The following is a 14,361-nucleotide window of genomic DNA, read 5'->3' as shown; positions in this document are numbered from 1 at the left end:
CTGACGAAACATCAGCGGCAGAAGGTGGCGAATCATCGACTGCCGAGGGTGAAGCAGGCTATACTGGTTCACTTAAAACAGGCGGCGACAAGATGACAATTCTTTGCTGGACACCTGACGACGTAAACCCTATGCTTGAAATGTGGAAGGGTGATACTGGTTATACAGACGACCAGATTAACTTTGTAAACTTCAGCGTAGGCGGCGGTGAGGCTGCTGCTCAGTACGATCAGTATTTCCTCGGCGGCGACGACGTTGACCTGTTCATGGTTGAGGCTGACTGGGCTCTCAAGTATATCAATGACGATTCTGCAACAGCTCCTATGAGCGAGCTTGGCTTTAAGGATGAAGACTTTGCCGGTCAGTATGCTTACACAATGGATATCGGTAAGGACTCAAACGGCGTAATCAAGGGCGTTTCATGGCAGGCTGCTCCTGGCGGTTGGTGCTACAGAACAGACCTTGCTGAACAGTACCTCGGAGTTAAGACGCCTGAAGAAATGCAGGAAAAGGTTTCTGACTGGGATAAGTTCCAGGCTACAGCTAAGGAAGTTTACGAGGCATCAGGCAATAAGACAGCTCTGACAACAACTCTCGGCGGTATCTGGCAGGCATTTGCTGCTAACAGATCGCAGCCTTGGGTTAAGGACGACGCTCTTGTAATTGACGATTTCTGCAATACATTTATTGATCTCGCTAAGGATATGAGAGACAACAAGTATGTTATGGATCTTAACCAGTGGACAGACGAATGGAAGGCAGCAGGCCAGACAGACGACACAATGGGTTACTTCGTTTCAACATGGGGCTTCGGCGAATCAATCCTTCTTTCTGCTGCTGGCGGTGAAGGCGGCGCTACATACGGTAAGTGGAATGTTTGCAACGGACCTACACCTTACTTCTGGGGCGGTACATGGATGTGCGTATCACCTAACACAGATAACGCAGACATGGTTTACGATTTTATCAAGTACTTCACAGTTGACGAAGCTTCAATGGAAAAATATGCTCTCGGCAAGCCTGAGTATGTAAACAACATGAACGTAATGCAGAAGATTGTTGATGAAAAGTCAAACAGCAATCCTCTTCTCGGCGGTCAGGATCAGTTCGCAGTTCTTCACGAAACAGCTAAGAATATCGACCTTAACGGTCTGATCACTCCATACGACGCTTCTATCAAGCAGGCATTCATAGATGCAGTAAACGCTTACTGTGCAGGTGAAACAGCAGATGCTGCTGCTTGTATTGAAGACTTCAAGGACAGAGTTGCTGAAAGCGTTACAGATATTACAGTAGATTAATCTGATAATATAATTCTGTATAATGTGCTTACGGGATGGATTTACCCATCCCGTAAACATGTATTTAATCTGATTTCTTAGAGAGAGGTGTACTTATGGCATCTGCTGCACAAAGGAGAATTCGCTCGATCAGCTATGCTAAATATGGTTATTTTTTTATATTGCCATTTTTTCTGGTATATTGCTTTTTTCAGCTTTATCCTTTATTTAACACGTTTTACCTGAGTTTCTTCGGAAACGGAAAAAAAGTTGACGATTTTGTAGGTCTTCAGAACTTTCAGGCGCTTCTTTTCGGTACCGGTATGGGACGTACATCTTCAGCTATTCATGAAACGTTTATACAGACGCTTGGAAATACTTTTATTGTCTGGATAGGCAACTTTATTCCTCAGATAGTTCTGTCTCTTGCACTTGCTGTTTGGTTTACAGACGCTAAACTGAAGATCAAGGGCAAAGGATTTTTTAAAGTAGTAATGTACATGCCTAATATTCTTACTGCCGCTTCTATTGCAGCTTTGTATCTTTCGCTTTTCGCTGAATCTAAATACGGTCCTGTCAATAACCTTCTTATGAGTATCGGAATTATTGATAATCCTATTAAGTTTGTAACAGGCGTTTGGCAGTCAAGAGGTATGGTCATGTTTATTCAGTGCTGGATGTGGTTCGGTAATACCATGATAATGCTTATGTCCGGTATTATGGGATTGAATCCATCTCTATTTGAAGCTGCTAATATCGACGGTGCAAGCAGCGGACAGGTGTTTAGAAAAATTACCCTTCCGCTTCTTAGTCCAATGATGCTTTATACTGTTGTTACATCAATGATAGGCGGATTGCAGATGTTCGATATTCCTTATATGTATACTAAGGGAACGCAAAGAAATGAGTATACAAAGACGGCTGCTGTATTTATCTACGAACATTTCCGTGAAAAAATGCCGAATCCTAACTACGGATTCTCTGCCGCAGCGTCGGTTATTCTGTTCTTCATTACAATAATTCTCGGTTCCGTAGCATTTTATATGAACAGGGACAAGGATGAACTTGCTAAAAAGAAAGAACGAAAGGCCAACATGAAAGCCTTGAAAGCTAAGCAGAAGGGATTGGGAGGTATGGAGATATGAGTAACAGTAATAATGTTAAAGATAACTACACTGCTAAGCTCCGTTTTAAATCAATTCTTTTGTTCTTAGTCTGTGTTATTTTAACTTTAATTTGTATTGTGCCGATTTATATACTTTTTATAAACTCGACGCGTACACATGTTGATATTATTAATTCGGTTACTTTTATTCCCGGAGATCAGCTTGTAAGAAACATAAAAGAGCTTCTTACAAACGGTTTGTATAAATTTGATCCGCTGATAGGCTTTAAGAACAGCGCTATTATCGCTATTGGAAGTACAATTTTAAGCGTATTTTTCTCTGCTCTTACTGCTTATGGTCTTGTCGTATACGATTTTAAGCTAAGGGGTCCGGCGTTTACATTTATTCTTGCTGTTATGATGGTACCTATGCAGGTTACTTCAGTTGGTTTCTTACAGTTCATGATCAATCTTGGTCTTAATGACTCGTTTATTCCTCTGATAGTTCCTACTGTTGCTGCTCCTGCTACTGTATTCTTTATGAGACAGTATCTGAAATCATCATTTCCGCTTGATATTGTCGAAGCTGCAAGAATTGATGGATGTGGAGAATTCAGAACATTTTTGACAATTGCTATACCGATGATGAAGCCTGCTATTGCAGTTCAGTCGATATTTGCATTTATTCTTAACTGGAATAACTTCTATCAGCCGTCAATGATTCTTACATCAAGAAAGTTTGAACAATTAACAATGCCGATGATGATTAATGCCCTTAAATCAAATGATAAGATTGCGGATTATGGTGTTATTTATGCAGGTATTGCGCTTTCAATCATTCCGGTTGTTATAATTTATCTCTTGCTTTCTCGTTTTATCGTTGCAGGCGTTGCGCTCGGCGGCGTAAAGGAATAAAACTAAATATCAATGTTATAATAAAAACAGCAAGCTTTTATGCTTGCTGTTTTATTATTTGGAGGAATTATGATAAGAAAATTTATTGAAACAGATAAACAGATCTTTATTGATATGTGTATGGATTTTTATAGCGGGGAGGGAGTGGATCATTCTATACCAATTGAATATGCTTCCACTACTTTTGATAAGCTTTTAAAATCTTCGCCTTTTTGTGAAGCATATTTATATGAAGATAATGGTATTGTATATGGGTATGTATTGCTTTCGTTTACTTATTCAAATGAATCAGGAGGCGACGTGGTTTGGATTGAAGAGCTTTATACTGCTCCGACAGCGCGGGGAAGGGGAATCGCTTCGTCATTACTTAAGTATGTTTTAGATTGCTATAAGCATTATTCCAGATTCAGACTTGAAGTAACCGAAAATAATCAAGGAGCGATAAGACTATATGAAAGAAATGGTTTTAAACAGCTTAATTACCTTCAGATGGAAATATTAAAATAAAAAGGACGCTTTAAGCGTCCTTTTATATTATTAAATTGCTTTTTCGAAAGTCAGTGTAATTGCTGTTCCTTTATTGAGAACACTGTCTATATCTATTTTCGCATTATGAAGTTTAGCGCCGTGTTTTACAATTGAAAGACCCAGTCCGGTACCTCCTGTTTCCTTTGAATGACTTTTATCAACGCAGTAAAATCTTTCAAATACGCGTTCCGTATCTTCTGCTGGAATCCCTATTCCGGTGTCTTTTACTGTCAGCTTAGGATTTCCGCCGCTATTATCAATGTTAATATCTACTTTTCCGTTATCCTTATTATATTTAACTGCATTATCGCATAAATTGAAAATCATTTCATATAAGAGGTGAGGAACAGCATTGATTTCAACAGATTCGCCGCTTATATTGAACGTGACGTTTTTATCCTTTGTCTTCTGAGCTAAAGCGGCTACTATATCCTGAGTGACGGTAAGCAGATTCACCGGTTCTTTTTTTAATTCATTGTTATTTTCATCAAGCTTGGAAAGATTAATAATATCGTCAATCAAATTAATTAATCTTTTACCTTCGTTATATATTTTCTCCGCAAACATCTGATAATCCTTAGGATCAGCCCATCCGGATTTCATTATTTCGGCATATCCCGAAATTGTCGTAAGCGGGGTTTTTAACTCGTGAGATACGTTTGCTGAAAATTCTCGTCTCATAGCCTCCCTTGAATTCTTTTCCGTCGTGTCTATCAAGAGTATAACCGCTCCTGTTACCAAGTTATTATCAAAAACCGGACTGGATATCATCAAATAATTTTTATTGTCAATAGGCATGTTTATTTCATTGGCGTTTCCGTTAAGAGTAGACTCTACCGCGTCTATAAATGCCTTCGAATGATTGAATTCCAGAATACTTTTGCCGGTATAATCAACATTCTCGTTACCAAGAATTTTTAAGGCGCTTTTATTGTAGGAAAGAATATTACGCCTGTTTATAATAATAAGTCCCTCGCTCATATTCTGAGTTACAGTTTTGAATTCGTTTTGCTTTGCTTGAAGCTTATCTATAAATTCATGTATATCGCGGTTTTGCTTTTCAATACGAGACAGAAGCGGTGAAAGCTCGTCGTAGGCTATATTTGACTGAGGGGAATCAAGGTTTATTTCATTAATAGGCTTTACAATCTTTTTTGTCTGAAAGCGCGATACAAAAATAACTATAATCAAAATAATACATGTTATTAATATAAGATACGGCAGACTGCTGAAAATGTCGCTGAAAATACTGCTGGTGGTGTCAGATATTCTTAATACTGTGCCGTCGTTCATTAAAATTGCATAATAATATGTTTTTTTGCCAAGCGTTTCAGAAAGCCTTGAGCTTTCACCTATGCCGCTTTTAATGGCTTCTTTAAATTCTGAACGGTCGGAATGGTTCTCCATTTTTTTGCCGCTGTTGTCAAAAATAACGTTACCGTCGTTTGCAATCCATGTAATTCGGCTTGGTGAAACATCTTTAACGGAGTCGAGATATTCGACTCCGTTATAATTCATTGCGGCAGCCATATATTCCGCTTCATTTTGTATATAATTAGTCATGTTCTTATAATTTCTGTTATAAAGAACTAAAGAGATCATCAGCGCTGTTATAAGGACTGAAAATGCCGCTATACAGCACATGCTTAAAGATATTTTACGTTTCATAATCTGCTCCGATTTTATAGCCTACGCCGCGTACAGTTTCTATGATGTTTCCGCTTTCACCCAGTTTTGAGCGGAGAGAACGGATATGAACGTCGATTGTGCGGGTTTCACCGTCAAAATCATAACCCCATATACTTTCAAGAAGCTTATTTCTTGAAAGAACAAGACCCTTGCTCTCAATCAGCATACAGAGCATTTCAAATTCCTTATAGGTCAGAATAACGTTTTCTCCATTTACCATTACTCTGTGTTTTCCGGGGTTTACAGTAATATCTCCCGCATGAAGCTCATAATCCGAAGGGTTGTCGCTCGTTCTTCTCAATACTGCTTTTATTCTGGAAATGAGTTCAAGCATTCCGAATGGCTTGGTGATGTAATCGTCAGCGCCGTTGTCAAGTCCTAATACCTTGTCATATTCAGTACCCTTAGCGGTCATCATAATAACAGGTATGGAACGCGTCTTAGATGAATTTCTGATTTTTTTTAATATTGTAATTCCGTCCTCGCCCGGCAGCATAATATCAAGAAGTATCAGCTCAGGTTGATTGGAATTGGATAATGCTATAAAAAATTCTTCTCCGTTAGAAAAAGTATCCGTTTCAAACCCGGCCATTTTTAGCGTATATGCTACAAGCTCTCTTATACTGCTGTCGTCCTCGACAATATAAATCATAGTGTTTCTCCTTTGTAAACACCTGTTATCGAAAATTCTACCCATTCTGCAATATTTGCCGCATGATCGCCTATTCTTTCAAAGTATTTGGCTATCATAAGCATATCAAGGCAGTTTTCACTATTTTCCGGATGCTTTGTTATATATTCCACAAGATATTTTCTTATTGAAACAAAAAGGTCGTCTATAATATCGTCTGAACCGATAACTCTGCCGGCCAGAGTAAGATCCCTCTTGATAAACGAATCAATCGCATTTGTCACCATTCTGACCGCAGCATTAGCCATTTTATCAACGGGAACAACCTTTCGAAGAGGGGCAAGCTGTAGGAATCTTGTTATTTCAGCAATATCCGCCGCTTGATCGCCTATACGTTCCATATCTGAAATCATTTTCATCGCGGCTGAAACAACTCGGAGATCCGTCGCTACAGGCTGCTGCTGAAGCAGCAGCTTCATACATAACGCTTCTATATCGCGTTCCTTTTGATCTATTTCAGATTCTATATGAAAGACTTTCTGAACAATTTCATCGTTATTATCTTCTAACGCGTCTACCGTACCGGAGATTGCGTCCTCACAGAGAGCTCCCATTTTTATTAGCTCTACATGCAGCGTTTCAAGCTGTTTATCAAATTTATTACGCATTTAACCGAACCTCCCTGTAATGTAATCCTCAGTTTTTTTGTTGGACGGCATTGAAAAAAGCTTTTCAGTTTTATCATATTCTATTATTTCTCCGAGAAGAAAAAATGCTGTGTTGTCGGAAATTCTGACTGCCTGCTGCATATTATGGGTTACTATGATTATAGTATACTCCTTTTTCAGTTCAATTGCAAGGTCTTCTATTTTAGATGTTGAAATGGGATCAAGAGCGGACGTCGGCTCATCCATCAGCAGAACCTCAGGCTGAACGGCCAAGGCTCTTGCAATACATAGGCGCTGCTGCTGTCCTCCTGACATACCCAGTGCGCTTTTTTTCAGTCTGTCTTTCACTTCGTCCCAAATTGCCGCGTCTCTCAGCGATTTTTCTACTATATCGTCAAGCTTGGATTTAGAACGTATTCCGTGGGTTCTTGGACCGTAGGCTATATTATCGTAAATGCTCATCGGAAACGGATTTGGTTTCTGAAAAACCATTCCTACTCGCTTTCTCAGCAGATTAACATCCATTTTTCCGTAAATATCTTCACCGTCAAGAAGAACGGTACCCTTTATAGAGCACCCTTCAACGAGATCGTTCATGCGGTTAAGCGATTTCAGCAGAGTTGACTTTCCGCAGCCGGATGGACCGATAAAAGCTGTAATTTCGTGATCAGGTATTTTTATGCTGACATCTTTAAGAGCCTTGAATTGACCATAATAAAGATCTAGATTTTCTACATTAAATTTATCCATGTTTTATCCTTTCGATAATTTTTTTGCAAGAAGTCCTGAAATGCTGTTGATAACAGCCACAAGAGCCAAAAGTACTACTGCTGTTGCATAGCATTCGTCTATATGCAGCCCTTCGCTTGATAGATTATACATATGAACTGCCAGAGTTCTTCCGGAGGACATCAGGTTAAGAGCTATTTTCGTACCCGTTCCGGCGGTAAATATCAAAGCCGCAGTTTCTCCGCAAATTCGACCGGTTGCCAGTATAATACCTGAAAGTATTCCGGGGACGGCAGGAGGAAGTACGATTCTGAACACTGTGCGGAGCTTTCCAGCCCCAAGTCCGAAACTGCCTTCTCTGTATGAATCCGGAACAGATTTAAGTGCTTCCTCGGTTGTTCTCATTATAAGAGGAAGAATCATTATTGCGAGCGTTAATGCGCCGGAAAGAATGGAATAGCCTAATTTCAAGGTGGTTAAAAAGAACAGGAAACCGAAAAGACCGTAAACAATAGAAGGAATACCTGAAAGAGTTTCAGTCGTCATTCTTATTATCCCGACAAGCTTGTTTCCTCTTTTAGCGTATTCAACCAAATATATGGCGGAAAAGATACCTAAGGGAACGGCTATAATCAATGATATAAGAGTCATTATAAATGTGTTTATAATGGAGGGAAGCATAGAAACATTATCGGAATTATATGTAGGTGAGAATAGCGATAAAGAAAGATGAGGAATGCCTCTTATCAGTATATATATAACAATGAATATAAGGGTAATAACAGTTAAAGCGGCGCATATAAGTACAAGTATCAGCAGAATCTGGGAAACCGGGGAATTCTTATAATGAGCCAATCTTTCTTTGAGACTTTGTTTATTCATAGGATTCATCTTCCGTTCCTCCTTTTAAGCATTGAGGAACAGAAATTAATAATAAGTATAAATACAAAAAGCACTACTCCGGTTGCAATTAAAGCTTCACGGTGCAAGCCGGTTGCGTATCCCATTTCCATAGCGATATTTGACGTAAGGGTACGTACTCCTTTAAAAATACTTTTCGGCATACCCGTATTATTTCCGGCAACCATCATAACAGCCATAGTTTCTCCGATTGCGCGTCCTATTCCGAGAACTACTCCGGCAAATACGCCAGAGCTGGCGGCGGGAAGTAAAACTGAAAATACGCTTCTTTCATGCGTTGCGCCGAGAGCAAGAGAGCCTTCATAATAGCTTTCGGGAACCGCTCTGAGCGCAGATTCCGATACGCTGATAACTGAAGGAAGTATCATTATCGCAAGAATTACCGACGCAGTTATTATTGAGCTTCCCGTAACGGGAACAATCATAACAAGTCCGAAAAAACCGTAAACAACGGACGGTATTCCGGCAAGAAGATCAATTGCAGGCTTGAGTATTCTGTGAAGCTTTTTAGGACAGAACCTTGCCATAAATACTGCGGTCATTATACCGATCGGTACGCCTATTATGATGGCGCCGGCCGTAACATAAAGACTTCCAAGGATAAAAGGCAGAATTCCGTATATATCGTTAGAAGGCCTCCAAACCTCGCCTGTTAGAAATTTTAAAAAACCAATTTTCCCGATAGCCGGAATGCCGTTTGCAAATAAAAAAAGGCATATCATAACAACGGCCAGTATAGATACGCAGGCGGCTATAAGGAATACTCCGCCCATTAACTTTTCCAGTAAATTTTTCTTCATATAGATCTCCGTTCTGCTAAATTGCAGCATTTACAGCATATTTTATGCTTGGCGCTTAAAACGTCAAGCATAAAATATTACATATGATTTTATGAAAGCTATTTTATTATGGATTCCCAATTGCCTATTTCTCCGATATAAATAGATTTGATTTCATCGCTTGAAATATCTGACGCAGGATTATCGTTATTTACAATTACCGCTATACCGTCCATGGCTATTACCAGAGGTGTAAGACCTGATTCAAGCTCGTTGTCCTTAAGCTCTCTTGAAGCCATTCCGATATCGCACACACCGTCCGCAGCAGACGTCATTCCGGTTGTAGAATCGTTTGTCTGAATTTCTATATCTGCGTCGGCGTTTATTTTTTTATAAGCCTCTGCGAGTTTTTCCATAACGGGTGAAACTGATGATGAACCGGCGATAACTATTTTTCCTCCCGTATTATTTCCGGAATAGGGCTGAGCTCCGTCTATACTGATATAACCGTTGTCAGTGATTATCTGCTGCCCTTCGCTGCTCATTATGTAGTTTATAAAATCCTTTGCTGCGTCGCTTAGAGCGTCCTCCTTATAAGCGATATTAAACGGACGGGCTATTTTATAGGTTTCATTTTTTACGTTATCTACAGTCGGCTCAACTCCGTCGATTTTAACGGCTTTAACGGTGTTATTAAGAGATCCGAGAGAAATATATCCTATTGCATACATATCTCCCGAAACCGTCGTCATCATAACTGATGTATTATTGGTAGTTTGAGCATCCGTAGTTGTTCTGTCGACCTTTTCGCCGCTTTCATCCTTTTCTTCAATACCGAAAAGCTCTACAAAAGCGCCCCTCGTTCCAGATCCGTCCTCTCTTGAAACAATTGTAATATCCTCTTTTGCACTGAATGCTTCAGATCCGCATCCTACTGCGAGCAAACCCGATAATGCGGCAGACATAATCAAAGCTAAAGTCTTTTTTAAGCAGAAATTTTTTTTCATAATTAATCTCCTGTTTTAAATCCGTCTTTTACGGCAGGCGGAACGCCAAGAATTCAAGTTATATAATCATCGGTTAATGATTACGTATTCTATTTTAAAACAGAAATGTAAAATCCAAAAGAGATGAAATGTTAAATCTGAGTAAAATAAATTTTACATAATCCTGAATAAATGTAAAACAGAGATAAATAAGAAACCTGTTTACTTTATTAACTTTTTATTATTAGTTCTCCCAAGAATATAATCAATTGAAACATTATAAAAATCCGCAAGTATTAGAAGATGTTCTACCGGAATAGTTTGAAATCCTCTTTCGTAACGTGAATATACTGTTTGACTTGTGTGAAGTATTTCTGCTATCTGCGTCTGGTTTAAATCCATATCCTCACGAAGATCTCTTAATCTTTGAAAATACATATAATTATTTCTCCTTTTTTCGTTAAAAATATACAAAAATATATCTAGTACTAATTGGTACTATTGACTTTAACACAAGAACGGAGTATAATGTAAGTGTTAGTACAAATAAGTACTAACAACAGTGTTTTCATAAATAAAGAAAAATAAACGGAGGTACATAATGTCAGAAACAAAACAATGTAAATATTGTAAGGAGGAGATAGCGTATGATGCTAAGATATGCCCTAACTGCCGTAAAAAGCAAAAGAGCAAGAAAAGGATGGTTTTTGTAATTGTCTTAATAATAATTATTGTCGGTGCGGCGTCAGTAGCAATTGGTAGCAAAGAAACTTCTGGTAAGCTTGGTTCAGGAAAAAGCAGTTCATCATCTGAAAAAAGCAAATACTATACAGTGGGTGAATACGTTGAAAAGAATGATGTAAAAGTAAGCTTTATTTCAATAAAAAACAAAAATGGATCTGGATTTTTTAAGCCGCAAAGCGGAAATACATTTGTTTATGCCGAGTTTGAAATAGAAAACAATTCAGATAGTGAGCTTTCAATTTCCTCAATTATATGTTTTGATTCATATTTTGATGGCTATTCGGCAAGTATAAGTGCGTCAGCAATGGCTGATGAAAATTTTTCAGGTTTAGATGGAACTATTTCACCCGGTAAAAAGATAAAAGGCGTTATCCCTCTTGAAGCGCCGTCCGGTTGGAAGGAATTTGAGGTGAAGGTAACGCCTGATTTCTGGAACTCAGATGGAATTATATTTAAAGCAACCTCAGAACAGGCGAAATAATTAATAAAAAAAGCATCAGCTTAGGCTGATGCTTTAAATATTTGATGTATTTATTTGCTTATTTGCTTTCGACAATATTTCCCATATCGTAAAGTCCGGCAGATTTGGATTTTATAAATTCTGCCGCATTAACCGACCCTTCGGCAAAAACTGCTTTAGACGCTGCGGAATGCGAAATTGTAATAGTTTCATCGTTTCCTGCAAAAATCACCTCATGCACGCCTACAATAGTGCCGCCTCTTACAGCATGCAGTCCTATTTCGTTCGGCTCGCGCTTTTGACGTCTGGAATGTCTGTCATAAATAAATTTCATTTCATTTTCGCGTGTTTCGTTAATCGCATTTGCAATCATTAGAGCAGTACCGCTCGGCGCGTCGATTTTCTGGTTATGGTGCTTTTCAATAATTTCTATATCAAACTGATTGCCTAAAATAGCGGTTGCCTTTTTGGCAAGCTGAACGAGCAGGTTTATTCCAAGCGACATATTCCATGAGAAAAATACCGGTATCTGCTCAGACGCTTTTTTTATCTGTGCGATTTGATCGTCGCTGTATCCTGTTGTCGCCAATACTACCGGCGTACCGGTTGCTAAACAGTATTCAAGCAGCTTATTTAAGCATGATGGATGTGAATAATCAATAATGACGTCCGGCTTTTCCGGAAGATCATTCGGAGATTTATATATAATAAAGTCGGCATATTTATCAGTATTTATATCAATACCGGCGGAAACAATACAGTCGTTTCGCTGGGATACGCAGCTATAAACGGTTTTCCCCATTTTTCCGTTTGCTCCGCTTATTACGATTTTAGTCATAGTATGTAATTTCCTTTCATTTTTAAACAGCGCCGCATATATTCAGTATGCGGCGCTGTAAAGCGGTTTGTTTAAACGAGTCCGAATTTGCTTAAAGAAGCTTTCAGATTTTCTTTGTGTACATCGGTCATTTCACAAAGAGGCAGTCTGCACGGTCCGGCAGCCATACCCATCATATTCATGGCTTCTTTTACAGGTATCGGATTGACCTCAATAAAAAGACTGTTGATAAGCCCAAGATATTTCATCTGAAGCTCTGCGGCAGCCTTGATATTATTTTCAAGGCAAAGCTTAGTCATTTCATGCGTTTCCTTAGGCATTATATTCGAAAGAACGGAAATAACGCCTTTCGAGCCTATAGACATCATGGGAACGATTATATCGTCGTTTCCGCTGTATACGTCAAGCGTATCTCCGCATTGGGAAATAAGCTTTGAGGTATAGCTTATATTCCCGCTTGCCTCCTTGACCGCTACAATATTTTTAAATTCTGCAAGCCTTTTGTAAGTATCAATTTCAATACTGACACCTGTTCTTCCGGGTATATTATATAAAATAATCGGAATGTCGACGGCTTCTGATATAGCTCCGAAGTGAGCAATAAGTCCCTTTTGAGAGGCCTTATTGTAATAAGGCGTAACAAGCAGCAAACCGTCGGCGCCCTTTTCCTGCGCCGTTTTTGAAAGCTCCACGGCGTATTTAGTGTCGTTGCTTCCCGTTCCGGCAATTACCGGTACTCTGCCTTTAGTCTTTTCCACGGTGAAGCGTATACATTCAATATGTTCTTCGTCTGTCATTGTAGAAGCTTCTCCGGTTGTTCCGCAGACAATTATAGCGTCGGTGCCGTTATTAATCTGATATTCTATATTTTCTGCAAAACCTTCATAGTTGATAGAACCGTCATCGTTCATTGGGGTTATAATTGCAACGCCGGCTCCTGTAAAAATAGTATTTTTCATAAGAATCTCCATTCTGCTGTGAAATTTAATTCAATCAGTCAAAGTATCCCTTTGCCGCAAGCAGCTCTGCCAAAAGAACTCCGCCGCCGGCAGCTCCTCTTAATGTATTATGGGAAAGGCAAACAAATTTATAATCATATTGTGTATCTTCTCTCAAACGTCCGGTTGAAACAGCCATGCCGCCTTCGAGGTTTCTGTCCAGCTTAGCCTGAGGACGGTTATCTTCTTCAAAGTAGTGAATGAACTGTTTTGGTGCGGACGGCAGATCAAGCTCCTGAGGCGCACCCTTAAAGTCACGCCATTTTTTCAGAATATCGTCCTTTGAAGGCTTTTTGTCAAAAGAAACGAAAACCGCCGCTGTATGACCGTCTGATACCGGAACTCTTAGACATTGTGTTGTAATTGATGGCTCTGACGCATTGATTATCTTATCGCCTTCAATGTGTCCCCATACCTTGAGCGGTTCCTGTTCTGATTTTTCTTCTTCTCCGCCGATGAAAGGAATAAGGTTATCTACCATTTCGGGCCAGGATTCAAACGTTTTGCCTGCTCCCGAAATAGCCTGATATGTGCAGGCAAGAACCTTAGTAATCCCATATTCTCTCAGAGGATGCAGTGCCGGAACATAGCTTTGAATTGAGCAATTTGATTTAACCGCAATAAAGCCTTTTTTTGTACCAAGACGTTTTCTCTGAGCCTCAATGATCTGAATATGGTCATCGTTTATTTCAGGAACTACCATTGGAACGTCTGGCGTTCCTCTGTGGGCGGAATTATTAGAAACTACCGGAATTTCTGCTTTCGCGTATTTTTCTTCAAGAGCCTTGATTTCGTATTTTTTCATATCTACCGCGCAGAAAACAAAATCAACAAGCTTTCCTATTTTTTCAATATCGTCAACCGCGTTTAACACGATCATATTTTTCATTGCTTCAGGCATCGGAATCTGCATAGCCCATCTTTTTCCGGCAGCCTCTTCATAGGTTTTTCCGGCCGATCTCGGAGACGCGGCTAAAGCCTTGACTTCAAACCAAGGGTGATTTTCAAGCAAAGTAGCAAATCTCTGTCCGACCATACCTGTTGCACCGATGATTCCAACTCTGTAATGCTTCATTTTAAAAACTCCTCT

General features: G+C 39.4%; 16 protein-coding genes. 5 read left to right on the top strand and 11 right to left on the bottom strand.

Annotation, left to right across the window (positions count from 1 at the left end):
• From ACYQ0N_RS10185 to ACYQ0N_RS10170, 4 genes are all read left to right on the top strand, one after another.
• A partial coding sequence (locus tag ACYQ0N_RS10185) for an ABC transporter substrate-binding protein (RefSeq protein WP_460162600.1) occupies positions 1-1,301 on the top strand: 1,301 nt, incomplete at its 5' end.
• A 95-nt stretch (positions 1,302-1,396) separates the two neighbouring features.
• Positions 1,397-2,425, top strand: coding sequence for a carbohydrate ABC transporter permease (locus ACYQ0N_RS10180; RefSeq protein ID WP_460162599.1), 1,029 nt, complete (start codon positions 1,397-1,399; stop codon positions 2,423-2,425).
• Entirely contained in the window at positions 2,422-3,300 is an 879-nt protein-coding gene (locus ACYQ0N_RS10175; protein WP_177533275.1) for a carbohydrate ABC transporter permease, read from the top strand. Before ACYQ0N_RS10180 ends, ACYQ0N_RS10175 begins: the two co-directional genes overlap by 4 nt.
• Before the next feature lie 69 nt (positions 3,301-3,369).
• Positions 3,370-3,807: a GNAT family N-acetyltransferase gene (locus ACYQ0N_RS10170; RefSeq protein WP_177533276.1), complete on the top strand. Its 438-nt coding sequence runs from the start codon at positions 3,370-3,372 to the stop codon at positions 3,805-3,807.
• Between the two features lie 30 nt (positions 3,808-3,837).
• On the opposite strand, the gene ACYQ0N_RS10165 is transcribed toward ACYQ0N_RS10170, so the two are convergent.
• The 8 genes from ACYQ0N_RS10165 to ACYQ0N_RS10130 all read right to left on the bottom strand — a co-directional run bounded on the left by ACYQ0N_RS10165 (position 3,838) and on the right by ACYQ0N_RS10130 (position 10,669).
• Positions 3,838-5,496: a sensor histidine kinase gene (locus ACYQ0N_RS10165; RefSeq protein WP_460162598.1), complete on the bottom strand. Its 1,659-nt coding sequence runs from the start codon at positions 5,494-5,496 to the stop codon at positions 3,838-3,840.
• On the bottom strand, positions 5,486-6,169 hold the full coding sequence (locus tag ACYQ0N_RS10160; RefSeq protein ID WP_460162597.1) for a response regulator: 684 nt from the start codon (positions 6,167-6,169) through the stop codon (positions 5,486-5,488). Before ACYQ0N_RS10160 ends, ACYQ0N_RS10165 begins: the two co-directional genes overlap by 11 nt.
• Positions 6,166-6,816 carry a phosphate signaling complex protein PhoU gene (gene phoU, locus ACYQ0N_RS10155; protein ID WP_177533279.1) on the bottom strand — a complete coding sequence of 217 codons (651 nt, stop codon included), beginning with the start codon at positions 6,814-6,816 and terminating at the stop codon, positions 6,166-6,168. Before phoU ends, ACYQ0N_RS10160 begins: the two co-directional genes overlap by 4 nt.
• Positions 6,817-7,566: a phosphate ABC transporter ATP-binding protein PstB gene (pstB, locus tag ACYQ0N_RS10150; protein ID WP_177533280.1), complete on the bottom strand. Its 750-nt coding sequence runs from the start codon at positions 7,564-7,566 to the stop codon at positions 6,817-6,819.
• Positions 7,567-7,569: 3 nt separating this feature from the next.
• Positions 7,570-8,427 (bottom strand): phosphate ABC transporter permease PstA, encoded by an 858-nt coding sequence (gene pstA / locus ACYQ0N_RS10145; protein ID WP_460162613.1) that lies wholly within the window; start codon positions 8,425-8,427, stop codon positions 7,570-7,572.
• Between the two features lie 5 nt (positions 8,428-8,432).
• Positions 8,433-9,266 (bottom strand): phosphate ABC transporter permease subunit PstC, encoded by an 834-nt coding sequence (gene pstC / locus ACYQ0N_RS10140; protein ID WP_460162596.1) that lies wholly within the window; start codon positions 9,264-9,266, stop codon positions 8,433-8,435.
• Between the two features lie 98 nt (positions 9,267-9,364).
• On the bottom strand, positions 9,365-10,252 hold the full coding sequence (locus tag ACYQ0N_RS10135; RefSeq protein ID WP_177533282.1) for a substrate-binding domain-containing protein: 888 nt from the start codon (positions 10,250-10,252) through the stop codon (positions 9,365-9,367).
• Positions 10,253-10,453: 201 nt separating this feature from the next.
• Positions 10,454-10,669 (bottom strand): helix-turn-helix domain-containing protein, encoded by a 216-nt coding sequence (locus ACYQ0N_RS10130; protein ID WP_177533283.1) that lies wholly within the window; start codon positions 10,667-10,669, stop codon positions 10,454-10,456.
• Positions 10,670-10,832: 163 nt separating this feature from the next.
• On the opposite strand from ACYQ0N_RS10130, the gene ACYQ0N_RS10125 reads away from it, so the two are divergent.
• Entirely contained in the window at positions 10,833-11,456 is a 624-nt protein-coding gene (locus ACYQ0N_RS10125; RefSeq protein ID WP_177533284.1) for a DUF4352 domain-containing protein, read from the top strand.
• 58 nt (positions 11,457-11,514) lie between these two features.
• Here the strand turns inward: ACYQ0N_RS10125 and dapB are convergent, their stop codons facing one another.
• The 3 genes from dapB to asd form a co-directional block, all read right to left on the bottom strand.
• Positions 11,515-12,273 carry a 4-hydroxy-tetrahydrodipicolinate reductase gene (gene dapB / locus ACYQ0N_RS10120; protein WP_460162595.1) on the bottom strand — a complete coding sequence of 253 codons (759 nt, stop codon included), beginning with the start codon at positions 12,271-12,273 and terminating at the stop codon, positions 11,515-11,517.
• Positions 12,274-12,344: 71 nt separating this feature from the next.
• The gene (gene dapA, locus ACYQ0N_RS10115; protein WP_177533286.1) at positions 12,345-13,232 is read right to left on the bottom strand and encodes a 4-hydroxy-tetrahydrodipicolinate synthase; all 888 of its coding nucleotides are present in this window, start codon (positions 13,230-13,232) and stop codon (positions 12,345-12,347) included.
• A gap of 34 nt (positions 13,233-13,266) precedes the next feature.
• Positions 13,267-14,346, bottom strand: coding sequence for an aspartate-semialdehyde dehydrogenase (gene asd / locus ACYQ0N_RS10110; protein ID WP_460162594.1), 1,080 nt, complete (start codon positions 14,344-14,346; stop codon positions 13,267-13,269).
• Positions 14,347-14,361 lie beyond the last annotated feature (15 nt).

The sequence above is a fragment of the Ruminococcus sporogenes genome, assembly GCF_054655175.1.
The sequence above is the reverse complement of the archived record's forward strand: the minus strand, read 5'-3'. Positions and strand labels throughout refer to the sequence as shown.